The sequence below is a fragment of the Sphingobacterium sp. N143 genome (genome assembly GCF_030325625.1).
Lineage (GTDB): Bacteria > Bacteroidota > Bacteroidia > Sphingobacteriales > Sphingobacteriaceae > Sphingobacterium.
Genome location: NZ_JACAIS010000001.1, coordinates 94,950 through 112,637, shown reverse-complemented (window position 1 = coordinate 112,637; position 17,688 = coordinate 94,950). Strand labels below are relative to the sequence as shown.

Sequence of the window (17,688 nt, the reverse complement as noted above, 5' to 3'; positions counted from 1 at the left end):
GAGCGATATTTTTCAGCTCATTACAGGAACATAAAAAACAAAAACACGCAAAAACAAACTAAAAAACTGATATACAATCAATTAAACACCAATCCAAAAACTTAAAATTACCTACCCGATAACGAAACTAAATGTAACATTTTTAAAACAAAACAACTAAAAATACAACCAAAAACAAATCATTTCAAAACATTTCAAAGACCAACCGAAGCTAATAAGATGATTGTTTTCCTTCTTATCTATCCACATTTCAAGAACACATTTTTTAAAAGCAGAGACTAATATTTCATCTTTGACATTCAGAAGATGACTTCTTATCCTCAAATATTAAGTAGAATCACGAAAAAAATAACCTTATGCTTCCAATTAATCACAAATATTTAATTTTCAATGCATAATAAATATATTTATTCGTTACCTTTATAACATTGAAACAAAACTTAGCCCCAGCCATGTTTATCGGCGCAGTCAAATGGTTCGACAATAACAAAGGATTTGGTACTCTTGCGTTACCTTCCGGAGAAGAACTTTTTGTCCACATACGCAGGTTTAAAATACCTCCGGAACACATCATTCAACCCGGAGAGGTAATTATTGGAGACAAAAAACCAGACCCTAAACGGAATGGTTTTTTAGCCCAAAATTGCAAACTCCTCAAAAGACCTGAAGATTGGAAATTTGTGATTTCTCTCTTGGACAAAGAGCATATCGTATGGATCCCCGACAGTCACGGACGTGAACAAAAACATAATTTAACCTCATTAGCCGCCAGACAATTACTGCGAATACAACCCAAAGAAAACGTAGTCGCCATGCTAACCTCTCATTTTAATGTACATTTCGATTGCTCTCTTTTTATCTCCTATGCTGAATTGCTGGACAAAAGTATTGGTGGTATTTTTGAAAAAGAAATCGCTTCTGATCTCATTTCTCAGATTTTTGAATATTTTGGCAAACATATTTCGCATCAGATCTTATTCCGTGTATGGAAAGAAGAAAAGTTCAGGTATATTGGCTACCCTGGAGACGGTGATTATGAAATCCCAGAAGAAGTACTTAATCTCAATGCAACAGAACTTACTTATCACGACCTAACAAGAATTAGTGATTATAGCTTTGGTAAATCATTCTGTCGCGATTTCGTAGAAGCATTATTTGACGATCTGGACACAATGGACAAACAAGATATTGAACCTTTGATACCGTATATGGATTTCTTGGAGAATAAAGCCTCCATCGAAAAAATAAACTTGATGATGCAATAAGATCATGAGGACAGAGATTCGTCCAATGCCCTCCTGATCAACAACACTATCATCAACAAGATTATATTATCTACTACCTTGATCTAGATGATGTTAAATTTTAGGCAAATGGTATCCATTGTGGTATACTTTGGCTAAGTAATGGTCGGCATCTCCATCGTTAAAAACATGTTTTTTCTTGTCCCAAAATAGCTTCTTTTTGGTTCGAAAAGCTATATTTCCCATTTGTGAAAACATGGCAATATGTGCTCCTGCCTCAATAGGCGCATGTAATCCGGCAGCAGATTTCTTTCTAACCGCTTCAACAAAATTGATCATATGTTTGTCCAATCCATTATCCACAGCAGATTGAAAAGCCACAGCCTCCATACGTCCTTTTTCTGGAATCACTTCCCAACCCTCCCTATTGAGGACTAAAGTACCATTATTACCAATAAAAGCAACACCATGTGTTTTTTGGTAAGGCCCCAAATCTATACCTGTAGCCTGTTCCCATTGAATATTGAATCCCTCAAATTCGTATACAGTTGTGAGGCTATCTGGTGTTTCAGCCGCATCATCTGGATAAGCAAACTTTCCTCCTGCTGCCATAATGGATATTGGGTCCGAAGCATTCATCCCTAAGAGTGCATAATCTAGCATATGAACTCCCCAATCAGTCATTAACCCACCAGCGTAGTCCCAGTACCACCTAAAATTGAAATGAAAACGATTCGGATTAAAGGCTCGTTTCGGAGCCGGTCCCAACCATTTATCATAATGCACTCCTTTTGGCACACTCGTATCAGGCAATACAGGAATGCTTTTCATCCAACCTTGATAAGCCCAAGCCTTGACAAGACGCACCTTGCCCAATTTTCCTCCATGTACAAATGCCATTGCATCACTGAAATGCTGCTGACTACGCTGCCATTGACCGACCTGTACTATGCGATTATATTTTTTAGCTGCAGCAACCATAATTTCACATTCCTTAATAGAGTTACCAATAGGCTTCTCTACATAAACATCTTTACCTGCAGCAACTGCAGCCACCATTTGCAAACAATGCCAATGATCGGGTGTCGCCACGATCACAACATCTACATCATTTGCAGTGACCAGCTCTTGGTAATCAACATAGGTTTTGACATCAATATTCCTTTCTCTTAATTCTTTGGCACGGTTGTTCAATATTCCTTCATCCACATCACAGAGTGCTGTACATTGAACACCAGGCACCTTCAGGATAGCATTGAGATCGGACCATCCCATCCCATTTACCCCGATCAATCCTACGCGGATGATGTCATTTTGAAAAGCCAAAACTTTTGTGCGGGTCAAAAAAGCAGACGCCGCAAGTAGTCCAGTATTTTTGATAAATTCTTTTCTTTTCATTTCCTTCGTTTGGTTTATATTATTGATATTGGATTCCCCCACCAGCTAGAAAGACGATCGTCTTCTATTCAGCCCTAGTAAAACAACTAAGATAACATTTCATTCACTATTAAGCATATAGCAGTTTACAAAAAGACTATCTTTTTATTTTCAACGATTTTAATTTTCAAACTTTCCTATCCCAGGCAAGACAATTTTATGTATGAACAAATCATATTTAATTCTGCATATTGCTGTTTGATCTTGTAGAAGGGATATAATTAGTAACGGGCAATATACTTTCCAGCCTGCATCCCTGAGAAAATACAACCACCCAAAAAGGTACCTTCCAGTGCCCGGTATCCATGCATACCACCTCCACCAAATCCGGCAACCTCTCCAATAGCATACAACCCCGGCACAATTTTTCCTTCCGCAGTCAATACCTGAGTATGGAGATTAGTTTTTAAACCGCCCAATGTCTTTCGCGTCAGTATATGAAGACGTACAGCAATTAAAGGCCCATTCTCAGGGGCCAGTATTTTGTGCGGAGATGCTACCCGGCCAAGCCTGTCCCCAAAGTACTTTCGTGTGCTCCGGATGTAATTGATCTGCGTATCTTTTGAAAACTGATTGTCCAACTCCCGACCCCTAGCTTCAATCTGTGATTTAATATATTCATAAGTTAACAGATTATCTCCCGTCAGCCCATTCATACGATCCACAAGATCTTTCAGGCTATCCGAAACGATAAAGTCTAGCCCATTCTCTTTAAAAGCTTCAACTGGCCCGGGTGCTTTTTTCCCAAAAAGACGTTTGATAAATAGCTTATAATCTTTATTCGTGATATCTGGATTTTGTTCTGATCCCGAAAGTGCGAACTCTTTTTTAATGATTTTCTGTGTCAAAATAAACCAAGAATAAGAAAAACCGCTATCCTGTATACGCTTCAGCGTCCCCAAAGTATCGAACCCAGGCAAAAATGGCGCAGTAAGCCTATTTCCCCTGGCATCAAACCACAGCGATGAAGGGCCGGGCAAAATACGTATACCATGATTGGGCCAAATAGGGTTCCAGTTTCGGATGCCTTCCGTATAGTGCCACATTCGGTCTGGATTGATCAAATGCGCCCCCACTTCCCGAGCTATATCAATCATTTTTCCATCCACATAGGCTGGAACGCCCGAAATCATATGCTCCGGAGCTTTTCCCAGCCTTTCAGGCCAATTTTTCCGTACCAGCTCATGATCTGCCCCTATTCCTCCTGAAGCAATGATGATATGTGGAGCATCGTATTCGAATAAGGCACGTACATTTCTATTGGTGGGTACTCCTCGCTCCTGATCATCTTCTTCCAGAATATCTCCCGAAACACCACGAACAATATGGTCTTTAACAATCAATTTAGTAACCCTATGCCTAAATTGAAACTGCAATAACCCTTTTTGTTGAGCTTCATAAGCCTTTTGTACAAACGGTTCAACAACTCCAGTCCCAGTTCCCCAGCTCACATGAAATCTAGGCACAGAATTACCATGACCTGAAGCCATACCATCGCCACGTTCAGCCCAGCCCACCATAAACATCAGCTTAATACCCAGCTTAGAAATATATTCGTACTTTTCTTTGGCGGCAAATTTCAGATAGGCCTCTGCCCATTGACGGGGCCAATCGTCCTCTTCGCGGTCAAACCCAGCAGTACCAAACCAATCCTGACGTGCCAACTCAAGGGAATCCTTTATGCCCATACGTCGTTGCTGTGGCGAATTAATCAGAAAAAGGCCACCAAAGGACCAGTATGCTTGTCCGCCAAGGTTGGCCTCCGTTTCCTGGTCCAAAATCAATACTTTTTTCCCAGCATTGGTGATTTCCATTGCCGCGGTGAGTCCCGCTAGGCCGGCACCTATAATAATGGCATCAGGTTTGAATTGTACTGCGCTCCGCATAGTTCTTCGTGATCAATGTAATTATTTACTAGCATAAGTATCCCCATTCATCTCCAGTGTCTTCTATAAATTTACTAGTTTAATATTTGACAAACAAAAAAGAATAACTCCTCAAAACGCGCCTTTATTTCCAAGTACACCGCACCCGATCTATAACATAAGTTATAAAAAACCCTAATTTAAATTATTTTAATGGTAAAAAATACTGATATAACTTTGCAGTATCAATAATTCAAATAATAGAACACGGTTCAACGCATTTTATTTGCTGTTGACACGAACAAATAATAAGTAAGAATTTAACATTCAACATTAAAAGAGAAAGAAAATGGAATACAGAAAATTAGGAAAAACAGACTTAGAATTATCAGCGATCACTTACGGTGCTTTTGCGATCGGTGGCAACATGTGGGGTGGAAACGAGAAGAAAGATTCTATTGATTCTGTCAGAGCCTCGCTTGATCACGGCGTTACCACACTAGATACAGCTCCTTTTTATGGATTTGGATTAAGTGAGGAGATGATTGGTGAAGCTATAAAAGGATATGACAGAAGCAAGATTCAATTATTAACGAAATTCGGGTTAGTATGGGATGGAAGTAACCATGGTAAAGGTGAATTTTTCTTCGACGCTGAGGAAGCTGGAAAGGTAATTCCAGTCTATAAATATGCTTCCAAAGCCAGTGTCATCAAAGAGGTTGAAGACAGTTTAAAACGATTACAAACAGACTACATTGATCTATTACAAATTCACTGGCCAGATGGCACAACACTTATTTCAGAAACCATGGAAGCATTGGAACTCCTTATACAACAAGGAAAGATCCGAGCAGCAGGTGTCAGCAACTACAGTGTTGAGCAAGTTTCAGATGCTAAAGACACATTGAATATTGCCAGTAACCAAGTTGGTTATAGCATGCTGAATAGAGGTATAGAACAGGATCTTGTACCATACGCTTTGGCAAATGATCTGGGAATAATCGTCTATAGTCCTATGGAGCGTGGTTTGTTGACCGGTAAATATTTCAATGAAGGCAAATTGAAGGAAAATGACCATCGCAATGGCTATTTCCAACAATTTGATCTTACTAAAGTAAAAACCTTCTTAGATACCATCAGCCCTATTGCAGCAAGTAAAGGAGTCACACTTTCCCAATTGGTCCTGCGTTGGACAAGCTTACAACCTGCCATCACCATTGTATTGGCCGGAGCAAGAAATGCGACCCAGGCCGTTGCCAATGCACAAGCAATAGATATTGACCTCACCACAGATGAACTATCATTCATCAATGCTGAACTATCAAAAATATAATCATTTCACCTTCTGTTATGATTTATGAGCATACAGTGAGATGAATAAACAGTTTCAGATTTCTTGAATAGCTTTTAACATAACCACTGCTAGGCATTCCACCAAATCTGATATTTTATCATCAGTTAAATTTAAAACTCATAAAGATGAAAAAAATCAATCGCATGACAGCACTTCTTTTGGGGGCGCTGTCTTTAGGAGCATTACAGAGTAAAGCCCAAGATAGATCACTTCTGATCAATCCAAGTGATAGTACTTGGTACCATTCTTCATATGGTGAAAAAGATGAGATCGGTGCGGCTAATCTAATTACACCAGAGCTGGTTTTACAATCTTTGAAATTGGTCAAAAAAGGAAAAACCATACCACTTGCTGTACCAATAGATAAGCACTTACCAGCCTTTCGCCATCGCAGTTTCAATTTATATAATATACAACCCGGCGAACAGGCTGGTGCTACCCTTGGTCCCAACAAATTCAGCTTCAATGATGAATTGGTCAACGCTTGGACTGGTGTCGGAACGCAGCTCAATGGTATCGGTCATATTGGTATAAACAATGTATATTATAATGGGAACAAAGCCCGTGATTTTGTCACTGTAGAAGGCGTAAAGAAACTCGGTATTGAAAAAGTACCGCCCTTTGTAACACGAGCAATTGTACTGGATATGACAGCTCATTATGGTAAAAAAATTGTTCCTGGTGGTACTGAATTTACTGTGGCTGATATACAGTCTGTATTAAAGAAGGAGAATATCCGCATCAAAAAAGGAGATGTTGTTTTGTTCAACACCGGTTGGCTAGAATTGATAGGCAACAATAATCAACAATTTTTAGAAACCGAACCAGGTATAGGTATGGAAGCTGCTAAATGGCTAGCAGATCAAGGTATAATTGCCTTTGGCGGAGATACATGGGCATCAGAAGTATACCCTAATCCAAGCACTAACGAAGAGTTTCCGATCAATCAATTCCTATTGGCAAAACGTGGAATTTACAATCTTGAACTGATCGATACGAGACCATTAGTGGAAGAAAAAGTCTGGGAATTTCTATTCGTATTGGGCCAACCTCTTTATGTAGGCTCTACCCAAGTTAATGTTAACCCGGTCGCTATCTATTAATTGCATCGCAAGTGTTATTTTCATATGGTTACATGACATATCTGTGCTATAAATTTAGCTTATAGTATAGATATGTTTATTACCACAGACATCATTCTTATCCACGTGCTATTCCTATTTTAATTCCAAGAATAGGATCTCTTACTCACCTTTTCTTCGCGAAACAATCCATGATCTTCATTAAAGGAAATGCCTCTTCAATAGATGCTGGGTTAGGACCTTCATTCCTAAAAAATGCTACTGTGCTTGAAATCATAGGGTACTGAATATTTTCAGGATGGATAAACTGGAACTTTTTTTCATCCCCATTCATTTTCAGTATAACAGTATCACCAAACACAGAAAAAAATAGACTTCCCCGACTTCCTAAAATTTCACAGCGATCAACCTGATCTTCTCGTGAAACATTAAAACACCAGCTACCGTTAAAAACCACTTGGTTTTCAAACAGTATCGTACCTGTTGTTTGGTCTGCCACTTCGCTGTCCTTGTCCTGAACCTGGCTGAATCCTTCGTAGGAAAGTGGTTTACCAAAAAAGTACAGCATCAGATCTAACTGATGGGGAGCCAGATCAAAAAAGTACCCGCCACCGGATATTGTAGGATCAGTACGCCAGTTTGGAGCCTGTTTTGTTACGACTTCAGGACTTCGGCTCTGCCACAACCGCATTTGAACAGTCCGTACGTCCCCAATCTGTCCAGTATCGAGTATTTCTTTCACTTTGAGAAACATCGGTAACTGCCTGCGATAATGTGCCACAACCAGTTTCCCACCTGTTTGTTTAACGGTTTCCAATAATAAAGTAGCCTCATCGGTATTCAAGGCAACAGGTTTTTCAACATAAACTGCTTTTCCTTTCCGTAACGCAGACAGCGCATATTCAAGATGTGAAGATGGTGGTGTGGCAATATAGATTGCATTCAGAAGTGGATCATCCAATAGGTCAGCCGCATTCGAATACCATGTAGGAACTTGATGTCTACGTGCATAATCTGCGGCTTTGTTCGCATCCCTGCGCATGACGGCCACCAATTGACTATTGTCCACTTTGTTGAATGCGGGGCCACTTTTTTTCTCTGTCACATCGCCACAACCAATGATCCCCCATGTTATCTTTGTATTTTCCATTATTATATTTAATTCACATTTATAAATTCAACGCATATATTTTTAAAAGTCCTTCTTTTAAATTTTGTCACGCCCAATAAAGCGATTTTTACCTAATAGGAATCCGATTGCTTTTTCAATATTTCTTGTTCGGCTTTCAGCTGTTTTCAAAGAAGATATATAACGAATGATTTCTTTTCTTATTGATGGTGAAAGTGCTTCAAACACCTGTTTAGCGCCATCATCATTCAGCAATGCCTGTTCGAGCTCAGGATGAGGATGCAATGTTCGGTCTGCCGGATCAAATGCCACGGAAATCTCCAAGATCTCACCGATCCGTTTTGGTGAATTCGGCAAAATCGCCGTGTTTATGTACAGCCTCCACTCCCCTTTGTATTTCAGTAATGTTTGCTTATAATTATTTCCATTTACAGTTCCCTTAATAGGAATATGTCCCTTGCTTTTACCAGCCTCCTTAAATAAAGCATGCAAGGCATCAGCTGGGACAAACACAAACGGATTGATCCCAATAATTTCCAATTTGGCTTTAAAGACCAGCATATCACTCTTCATTACTAATGATCAAACAAAACATTAGACCGCAGCAAGAATAGCAGTTATATGATTCAATTCTTCCCGCGTAAAATGCAAATTTTCTAGCGCTTTCAATGAACTGAGCACCTGTTCCCGATTTCTTACCCCTACCAATACCGAAGTCAGCCCAGTATCTTTCAGTAACCATGCAATTGCCATCTGGGCAAGTGTTTGTCCCCGTTGTAATGCGAGTTCATTTAATTGGGTCAACAGCATGACCAACTCTGCTGTAATGGCTGTACTTTTTAAAAAATGTTCTCTTGAAGCCCGAGAACCTGCAGGAACACCGCTTAGATATTTATCAGTCAATAACCCCTGAGCCAAAGGCGAAAAGGCGATGGCACCAATCTCTTTTTCCCGCAACATTTCTAATAAGCCTTCCTCTGGTATCCTTACCAACATTGAATACTTATGCTGATGGATCAGGCAGGGAGTTCCCAATGCCTTTAATATATGTACAGCTCTCTTTGCTACATCAGGAGGATAATTGGAAAGTCCCACATACAACGCTTTCCCCTGCTGTACAATATCGTGCAAGGTTTTCATAGTTTCTTCAAGAGCGGTATTTGGATCCGGTCTATGATGATAAAAGATATCCACATAGTCAAGTTTCATTCGTTTTAAGCTCTGATGAATACTTGCCATCAGATATTTTCGGCTGCCCCAATCTCCATATGGCCCAGCCCACATGGTATAGCCGGCTTTGGTTGATATCAATAACTCGTCACGATATCCCCTGAAATCTGTTTGTAGAATATCCCCAAAATTTTGTTCTGCACTACCCTCAGATGGGCCATAGTTATTAGCCAGGTCAAAATGTGTGATACCATGATCGAAAGCTGTAAACAGGCTTTCTCTGAAAACATCTTTGATATCGATATCCCCAAAATTTTGCCAGAGCCCCAATGAAATCGCTGGTAGCTTTATACCACTCTTCCCACATCGTCTGTAGGGCATGGTACTGTATCGGTCCGGATTGAATGTCACGTTATGAAGTTTATATATTGCAAAATACAAAATAAACTGTAAGAAATTTGATCTTTTCACCCTTAGTGTAAACTAGCAGTATGTTAAATAATTTCATACTTTTGACTATAATCCTGAAATAAAGCATATCGTATGGTTGGTAGATTCTTCAGAAAATTCTATTTACATATTGTCATCTGGACCGTATTATTGTTTCTTCCATTCATTACCTACCTCTATCAGCCAGATAAGATTGCAGACTTCAAACCTTATGCGGCGTTATCTCACCTGGCCAACATCATTTTCTTGGCAAGCAGCTTTTATCTGCATTGCTACGTTGTTGCCCCCACCTACTTTTTTGGGAGACGAAAGATTTTTGTGCTGTTGATTGGATTGGGTTTTATCACCTATGTTGCTCTGAATTATGCGGTTGTTTATTTTAACCCCGATGGCGAACTAGCTCATCTGACCAAAGAGAACATCCTTTTTGTCCGTCTGGTGATTGGCCCTGGGATTATATATTCACTCTGCATGATCACTTCTTCCATGATCTTTCTATACGATGAACAGGCCAGGCAGAAGGAGCTCAATAAACAGATTGCCATCGAAAAAACGACCGCTGAACTAACCATACTGAAGCTTCAGATCAGCCCCCATTTTTTATTCAATACGCTCAACAACATTCGTTGGTTGATCCGCAAACGATCACCAGATTCTGAGGGAACCATCGTCAAGCTATCTGAAATACTTCGGTATATTCTATACGAAGTTGAGGGTCCCAAAGTTGAACTGTTCAAGGAAGTCGACCATATGCGCAATTTTATTGCCTTACAGACTTTGCGCCTTCCGGTGGAAGGAAGTGTCAACCTGAATATGGAGAGTACGGTCAAAAATAGAATGATCCCCCCTTTACTGTTTATCCATTTTGTAGAAAATGCATTTAAATATGGGGTCGACTCTCAACATGCACCCGATATACAATTTCAATTCAGGGAGGTGCCGAGCGGTATAGTTTTTATCTCGCGCAATAAAATTTTGCAGCACATCCAGCCACGTCCCAATGAAGGCATTGGTCTGACCAATGTGCGGCGACGATTACAACTGCTCTACCCCAATCGGCACGATCTTTCCATCAACAGAACAGAAGAAGGTTATTTTGAAGTATCACTCAAATTAATGACTGATGAAGATTAAATGCATACTTATCGATGATGAGCCATTTGCGCTCAATATCTTGGAAGACGACTTACTCAACTTTGCACAGATTGAGGTGCTGCATAAATTCAATGCCGTTACAGACCTTGAAGATTATCTACGGAAGCATGCCATAGATTTGATTTTCTTGGATATCCAAATGCCGGGCCAGCTCGGCACACAATTTATCCGCCAGCTTACAAATCCTCCTTTGATCATCTTCACAACGGCTTATCACCAATATGCAGTTGAAGGATTTGAGCTGAATGCCGTCGATTATCTTCTAAAACCGATTTCAAAAGAGCGCCTCACGGCAGCTATCCACAAAGTCGAAGATATCATGAGGCTGCGCGCAGGAAAACAGGCACCCGAAAAGGATCATATCATCGTCAATGTAGAGTATAAGAAAACCAAAATATTCCTTCACGAGATCAGCTATATTGAAGGACTGAAAGACTATGTAAAGATTTATTTGGTTGATCGGGAGGCTCCACTGCTTACTCGTAGTAACCTGCGTGGGATGGAGAGGATCCTACCAACAACCGGTTTTCTACGGATACACAATTCCTTCATTGTCAATAAAAGTAGAATTGAACAGACCTCGCAGACAAAGCTTACTTTACCTGAAATCCACCTTCCGATTGGCAAGAAGTATATCAATAACATCAAACAGCTCCATTCTAAGGGATCACTACATTGATCCAGCATCAGTCGATAAACTTTCATTCGTCTACACATTTGCCCCGTCGGTCTACAGATGATTGTATAGCTTAAAAAACATATTCAAATTTGCTTTCTATCGTATGTCCAAAATTTGGCAAACGATCATGATTGTAAAGAAAAAACATGAAACGATTCATCACGACAGCTTTTATGGCAATCACCATTGCCTCTTTGTATGCGCAGTCCCCTGCTGTTAAACCACCTAATGCTTATACAATTTCTTCAGGACAGATCTCAGGTCAGCTGGTAGATAATCAAGGAAAACCAATTCCACAAGCTTCAGTAAACTTGCTAAGGGTAACCACTGATCAGAATACAGGTAAAGGAAGAGAAATACTGGTCAAAAGCACTAGCTCCAAAGAAGATGGAAAATTCAGCTTTTCGGACATATCCACCAAAGACAAATGGAAGTTAAAGATAAGCTCCGTCGGTTATATTGCCGTAGATATTCCTATTGACAACAACGATGCCAAGTCCTTGGACAAAGATCTCGGAAGCATAACTTTAGCCAATGACAATCAAAAATTGGACGAGGTGACTGTCACAGGTCGCAAAGCCTTACTTGAATTGGATATTGATAAAAAAGTATTCAATGTTGAAAAAAATATCGTCGCAGCTGGAGGTACTGCTATTGACGTATTGCGCACAATGCCATCAGTACAAGTAGATATCGACGGAAATGTCAAACTCAGAAATGCTGCACCAACGATTTTTGTAGATGGTAAACCCACAACACTCACTCCTGACCAAATACCGGCAGACGTTATCGAAAAGGTTGAGATCATTACCAATCCATCCGCTAAATACGATGCTTCAGGTAGCATGGCTGGAATTTTGAACATTATTCTGAAAAAGAATAAAAAAACCGGGTACAATGGCATGGTAACGCTAGGGGGCGACCGTTTTGGAGGAACTAATTTTATGGGAAGTCTCAATGCTCGCCAAAACAAGCTTAATATCTCTTTGACGGGTATGAATATGCGTATGCGGACAAATACCCAGGGCGACAGTTATCGATCCAGTCTCATCAATGGTATCAATTCATCCGTCGGTCAAGATATAGAAGGCAAAACAAAAGGTATGATTACCTTCGGAAGATTAGGATTAGACTATGACTTTAGCCCAAAGACAACAGTTTCTATTGCTGGGGTACTGGTCGAAGGGAAATTTCGTCCCAATGAAAATACCATGATTTCTACAGAGTCCCAGGGTAACACTACTCTGAGCAACCGGATTTCCGAATCCGAAAGAAGCTTCAAACCACGTGGTCTACAAGCTGGCCTCGTCCAGAAATTCAAAGCTGAAGGTGAAGAATTGACTGTAGATTTTAATTATTTTGGTGGCACGAATAAGTCCGATGGCCTCTATACGACTAATTACCTCAATAGTGATAATCAAATTACCGGTACACAGATTCAAAAAAATATTGGTTCCGGGGACAATAAGTTTATGACTGTTCAGGCAGATTATGTAAAGCCTTTCAAAAATGGCATGAAACTAGAAACCGGTGTTCGTGCACAGATCAATAAGTTGAAAAATCTCAACAACAACTCACTAAAAGCCCTGGGGGAAGATGAATTTGAGAATATCACCTCAGCTTCAGCTAATTATGACAGTAAAAATAGCGTATATGCCGCCTATGCCTCACTTGGAGGGGAACTAAAAGATTGGGTTTCCTATAAGATCGGTTTACGGGCAGAGAGCTCAACTTACGACGGTGAATTATTAAATACTGCAGAAAAATTTCATAATCGTTATCCACTCAGCTTATTTCCTTCCCTGTTCTTAAGTAAGAAACTATCCGAGAAAGATCAATTGCAGATGAGTGTGACCCGTCGCGTCAATAGACCCAACTTCTTTCAGCTTATCCCATTCATCGATTATACGGATAGCTTGAACATCACACGGGGTAATGCTGACCTTGTTCCAGAGTTTACCACCTCGGGTGAACTTTCCTATAGCCATACTCATGGTAAGGGGACCTTCTTGGCTTCGATCTATTACAAATACACCAACAACCTGATCACACGTTATCTGACCCAAGAGGTCAACCCTATCACCGATAAACTCGATTTTATCAACACATACATCAATGCAAATTCTGCAAAAAATTATGGTGCAGAATTTACCTATACCAACAATCTGCAAAAATGGTGGGACCTGACCGCAGACCTCAATTTATACAATTCAAAAATTGACGTTGACGAGCATACGCCAGCAGAAGGCATGTGGACTGTATTCGGAAAACTGAACAACACCTTCAACTTGAAGAAAAACTGGAACCTCCAACTCGCTTTTGAATATCAAGGTAAAACAAATATGCCTGTTACCCAAAACCAGACCTTTGGGCCACCAATGAACCAGGCACAGAGCTCATCTCAAGGCTATATCAAACCTTTTTATGCGGTTGATTTTGCCATCAAAAAGAGCTTCTTAAAAAACCAGGCGGCCTCAGTTACCTTGGCGGTGAACGATATTTTCAGAAGCCGTGGAAATACCATTGTATCTTCGGGAGAAGGTTTTTCACAAACCTATTACCGACTATCCAACCCACAATTGGTCAAGCTGAACCTTTCCTATCGCTTCGGAAAAATGGATATGAATATGTTCAAGAAAAACAAAAACCAAAACTCAATGGAGGGTATACAAATGCAATAACATAGGCTTATCCGATTAAAATAAAGCGAGCGTACCTAAAAGAGGATACGCTCGCTTTATTTTATATGTTACAAAAAAAATAATCATCAGACCTTCTGGTCTACCCTATGATACCTTTCTATGATCGGTACCATTTCCAATAGATCATCTACGATATAATCAGGATTGGCCGATTTTAACTGTTCAGCCGTATGTGCACCAGTCGTAATCCCGATACTTAACGCACAGCCTGCTTGCTGTCCTTCTTGTACATCAATAATCGAGTCACCTATTTTTAGCACAGACATCGGGTCTTCAATAGCAAATAACTCCATCGCTCGGTAAATCATATCAGGATAAGGTCTATTCCTAGGCACATCTGATGCAGTCACCAATGCATCAATATTCTTACCAACAACCCAGTTGAGCTTTTTCAATAACGATTCAGCTGTTTTTCGATCATAACCCGTGTTCAGCACCCGCAAGATCCCTTTACTTTTCAGAATAGTAAATAAGTCATCGGCATGGGTATTGGGATAAATCTCTTCGACTTCATAGGCATTTTCAAGCTGCTTCAAAAATAGTTGAAACATCTCTTCCGCTAATTTATCATCCACTATATTCAGACCGTTCTGCAGTACTGTCTTGATCGCTTGCAACTTTTCCTTTCCTGCTCCATGCGCTAACACTTCTTCCAATGAAAGATCAAAGCCCCCCACCGTGTTTATCGCGTTTTGAAGAGTCTTGTAAACAATATTATTTTCATTTACAGTAGTACCAGCCATATCAAATACCACCATCTTGATTGCTTCATTCATGTTATCCTATTCAAAAGTTTAGCAAAATAAAAAATTGTTAAATAAAACTAAACAAAAATATGTTAATTTATTGCTATCCTTAGGTTAAGAAATCGAATAATCTACCGAATCACAAAATAATATGTCCAACAGATTAACAATAATTGAAAGGGGATTCGAAACCAGAGATAGGATGGTCCATGACCATCAAAAGCACCTGTTTCATAATTGAGATACCGCTGACATGCACGGATATTTGCAGGCAGTATCGACAGAAAAAAAATAATCAAAAGTACACCTATACCCTGGCTTAGCAGCGGTATAAAGATCCCTACAGCGGCTAATACTTCAAATAAACCTGTTATATATACTGTTTCCCTTTTAAAGGGAATAAAGTCCGGGAGCATCAACATCATCCCCTGGGTATACATACGATGTCCCAATGCTGTGAACACCAGCATCAGAGTCAATGCAATCTTCCCTGCTAGGGCATAGTCCATAGCTCCTTTGACCAACCATATCATGATGTTGGAGACTATACATCCAACAAGTAAAATAAAGAGAGGCTTCATGTTTTTTATTTCAAAAATAGCAGCCTTGTTATACACAATCAATGAACAATTGTTAATAAATCTCTTTTCTGATCCGGCTTAACGATTGTGGCCTGATTCCAATATAAGAAGCCAAATATTTTAAGGGAATATTCTTGATCAGTTCAGGCTGTTCACGCATCAAATTGAGGTACCTTGTTTTAGCAGAATCTTCCAAAAGAGTCATTTCACGCTTCATTTTCTTCAAAAAGATATCTTCAATTGCCTTTCGGCCAATAAAATTCCCAACCGATGTGGTTTCATATACGGTATGCAGATCCTCAAATGATATTCGCCACAATACACAGGGTGTAATTGCCTCGAGATTATAAGAAGATGGGAGCTGCGTAAGAAAGGAATCATAGCCACTTACAAATGAATTTTCAAATGCAAAACCAAAGGTAAAATCATAATCAAGCTTGGGGATATTAAATCGCACGATTCCCTGCTCTATAAACGACAGGTAGTGCTCAGTCTTTCCCATTTCCAATAGCAGCGATCTTTTGGGAAATTCCATTCTAATAAGTTTTGATGAGAAGATTTCCCAATCTTTCGCATTCATATCCACCAGCGAATTAAAATAGTTCTTAATTTTATCCAGTGCATCCATATTCAAAGCAAGATAAAGACTTTCAGTCAAATAGTGATGATTAAATACAACTATTTATTATTTACATAATTATTTATTTGCAATTATATCCATACAGTTCTGTAAATAAAGGTTAACTTAAGGACAATAAACAATTATGATGCATACTATTTCCGAAACAGCCACAGTAACCTGGTCAACATTCAAGAAATTTGCCTTTCGCTTTTCTTTCATTTTTATCTTTTCATTTATTCTTGTTTTTAACAATGGTACCTATCCGTTATACGACTATATAAGCAAACCATTGACAGATCTGATGCATTGGCTCACCCCCTGGTTTTCAAAAAATGTGCTCGGTTATACCTACGACTATAGTATTTTCGTCAATGGAAGTGGTGATACTTCATATGCATGGATATCCCTGCTTATACTGTTGCTATTAGCTTTCTTTGCTGCAGTTATCTGGTCCATACTGGATCTAAAACGAGAAAACTACAATACCCTATTTTATTGGTTAACGACAGCCATACGCTACTATATCGCTTTTATGCTCATCAATTATGGTACCATCAAGCTCCTTCATGCACAGATGCCGCCACCAAGTTTAAACCGTTTGATGCAACCTTTAGGTGAATATTCACCAATGGGTTTAGCCTGGACATTTATCGGCTTCTCTAAAGGCTATAATATTCTATTAGGTATCGTAGAAATATTATCTGGATTGCTTTTCTTCAGGAAGACCATAGTACTGGGCGCATTAATTACCATAATGACCAGTATAAACATCATGTCCATCAATTATTTTTACGATGTTCCTGTCAAGATACTATCAACCATGCTCTTTCTATTCTCGTTATTCCTGCTGCTCCCCTTCCTACAAACATTATACTCGTTATTCATAAAAGGTGATCCCGGGCAACTACCATTCCTTCAACAGCCTATCTACAACAAGAACTGGAAAAGAAAATCAATCTTAATGGCCAAAATACTTATACTGCTATTCTTTGCTGGACAACAGATAATCAGTGTTATTGATACAAAGAAAATGATGGCTCAATATTTAAAAAAACCACCTTTCTATGGAATATATCGCATTGAAAAAGCTGAAAAAGATCGAAAAACCATTCCCCACGGGTGGTCATTGATTATTTTTGAGTACGATAACAATAGTGTTATGGTCCGCGACAGCGCATATAAACCACATTGGGAATCTATCGTTATGAATAATCAGGCCAAGAAACTTACCTTAAATAGGTACCAGTTCGATTACACAATAAATCAGAATGGAGATATTTTACTAAGCAAAGTAGTTGAAGGCAACAGGGAAGAAGTCAAACTGATCAAGCAAGATACTCAGCAGTTCGAATTAACCAAACGCCGCTTCAATTGGATACAGGAATATCCCTACAACCGATAAACATTTCAATTAGCCTACGAATAACAACAGGCCTCTTTTATATTAAATAAAAAATGCGCTAAAGCGTTCT

At 39.5% G+C, this 17,688-nt stretch carries 15 protein-coding genes; 7 read left to right on the top strand and 8 right to left on the bottom strand.

Going from position 1 to position 17,688, the window contains the following annotated elements; translation table 11 throughout:
• Positions 1-428: 428 nt before the first annotated feature.
• Positions 429-1,265, top strand: coding sequence for a cold-shock protein (locus HX021_RS00340; protein ID WP_286587401.1), 837 nt, complete (start codon positions 429-431; stop codon positions 1,263-1,265).
• A 93-nt stretch (positions 1,266-1,358) separates the two neighbouring features.
• Here the strand turns inward: HX021_RS00340 and HX021_RS00335 are convergent, their stop codons facing one another.
• Entirely contained in the window at positions 1,359-2,642 is a 1,284-nt protein-coding gene (locus HX021_RS00335) for a Gfo/Idh/MocA family protein (RefSeq protein ID WP_286587400.1), read from the bottom strand.
• A 260-nt stretch (positions 2,643-2,902) separates the two neighbouring features.
• Positions 2,903-4,567, bottom strand: coding sequence for an FAD-binding dehydrogenase (locus tag HX021_RS00330; RefSeq protein ID WP_286587397.1), 1,665 nt, complete (start codon positions 4,565-4,567; stop codon positions 2,903-2,905).
• 328 nt (positions 4,568-4,895) lie between these two features.
• On the opposite strand from HX021_RS00330, the gene HX021_RS00325 reads away from it, so the two are divergent.
• The gene (locus HX021_RS00325) at positions 4,896-5,879 is read left to right on the top strand and encodes an aldo/keto reductase (RefSeq protein WP_286587395.1); all 984 of its coding nucleotides are present in this window, start codon (positions 4,896-4,898) and stop codon (positions 5,877-5,879) included.
• A gap of 146 nt (positions 5,880-6,025) precedes the next feature.
• A complete protein-coding gene (locus HX021_RS00320; protein WP_286587394.1) occupies positions 6,026-7,003 on the top strand; it encodes a cyclase family protein in 978 nt (325 codons plus the stop codon).
• A 145-nt stretch (positions 7,004-7,148) separates the two neighbouring features.
• Here the strand turns inward: HX021_RS00320 and HX021_RS00315 are convergent, their stop codons facing one another.
• From HX021_RS00315 to HX021_RS00305, 3 genes are read right to left on the bottom strand one after another with little or no spacing between them, the layout of a single operon-like run.
• Entirely contained in the window at positions 7,149-8,132 is a 984-nt protein-coding gene (locus HX021_RS00315; RefSeq protein ID WP_286587392.1) for a Gfo/Idh/MocA family protein, read from the bottom strand.
• Positions 8,133-8,189: 57 nt separating this feature from the next.
• Positions 8,190-8,684 (bottom strand): YdeI/OmpD-associated family protein, encoded by a 495-nt coding sequence (locus HX021_RS00310; RefSeq protein ID WP_286587391.1) that lies wholly within the window; start codon positions 8,682-8,684, stop codon positions 8,190-8,192.
• Positions 8,685-8,705: 21 nt separating this feature from the next.
• On the bottom strand, positions 8,706-9,692 hold the full coding sequence (locus tag HX021_RS00305; protein ID WP_286587390.1) for an aldo/keto reductase: 987 nt from the start codon (positions 9,690-9,692) through the stop codon (positions 8,706-8,708).
• Between the two features lie 132 nt (positions 9,693-9,824).
• Here HX021_RS00305 and HX021_RS00300 point away from each other — a divergent pair, with 132 nt between their 5' ends.
• The 3 genes from HX021_RS00300 to HX021_RS00290 all read left to right on the top strand — a co-directional run bounded on the left by HX021_RS00300 (position 9,825) and on the right by HX021_RS00290 (position 14,246).
• Complete coding sequence (locus HX021_RS00300; RefSeq protein WP_286587389.1) at positions 9,825-10,865, top strand: sensor histidine kinase; 1,041 nt, start codon at positions 9,825-9,827, stop codon at positions 10,863-10,865.
• Entirely contained in the window at positions 10,855-11,565 is a 711-nt protein-coding gene (locus tag HX021_RS00295) for a LytR/AlgR family response regulator transcription factor (RefSeq protein WP_286587387.1), read from the top strand. The genes HX021_RS00300 and HX021_RS00295 overlap by 11 nt, the downstream gene beginning before the upstream one ends.
• Before the next feature lie 146 nt (positions 11,566-11,711).
• Complete coding sequence (locus HX021_RS00290) at positions 11,712-14,246, top strand: TonB-dependent receptor (protein ID WP_286587385.1); 2,535 nt, start codon at positions 11,712-11,714, stop codon at positions 14,244-14,246.
• An 86-nt stretch (positions 14,247-14,332) separates the two neighbouring features.
• On the opposite strand, the gene HX021_RS00285 is transcribed toward HX021_RS00290, so the two are convergent.
• The 3 genes from HX021_RS00285 to HX021_RS00275 all read right to left on the bottom strand — a co-directional run bounded on the left by HX021_RS00285 (position 14,333) and on the right by HX021_RS00275 (position 16,252).
• Positions 14,333-15,043 (bottom strand): HAD family hydrolase, encoded by a 711-nt coding sequence (locus HX021_RS00285; protein WP_286587384.1) that lies wholly within the window; start codon positions 15,041-15,043, stop codon positions 14,333-14,335.
• A gap of 101 nt (positions 15,044-15,144) precedes the next feature.
• The gene (locus HX021_RS00280) at positions 15,145-15,594 is read right to left on the bottom strand and encodes a DoxX family protein (RefSeq protein ID WP_286587383.1); all 450 of its coding nucleotides are present in this window, start codon (positions 15,592-15,594) and stop codon (positions 15,145-15,147) included.
• Positions 15,595-15,646: 52 nt separating this feature from the next.
• Entirely contained in the window at positions 15,647-16,252 is a 606-nt protein-coding gene (locus HX021_RS00275) for a Crp/Fnr family transcriptional regulator (protein ID WP_286587382.1), read from the bottom strand.
• 106 nt (positions 16,253-16,358) lie between these two features.
• On the opposite strand from HX021_RS00275, the gene HX021_RS00270 reads away from it, so the two are divergent.
• Positions 16,359-17,618: a hypothetical protein gene (locus HX021_RS00270; RefSeq protein ID WP_286587380.1), complete on the top strand. Its 1,260-nt coding sequence runs from the start codon at positions 16,359-16,361 to the stop codon at positions 17,616-17,618.
• The last annotated feature ends 70 nt before the right edge of the window (positions 17,619-17,688 follow it).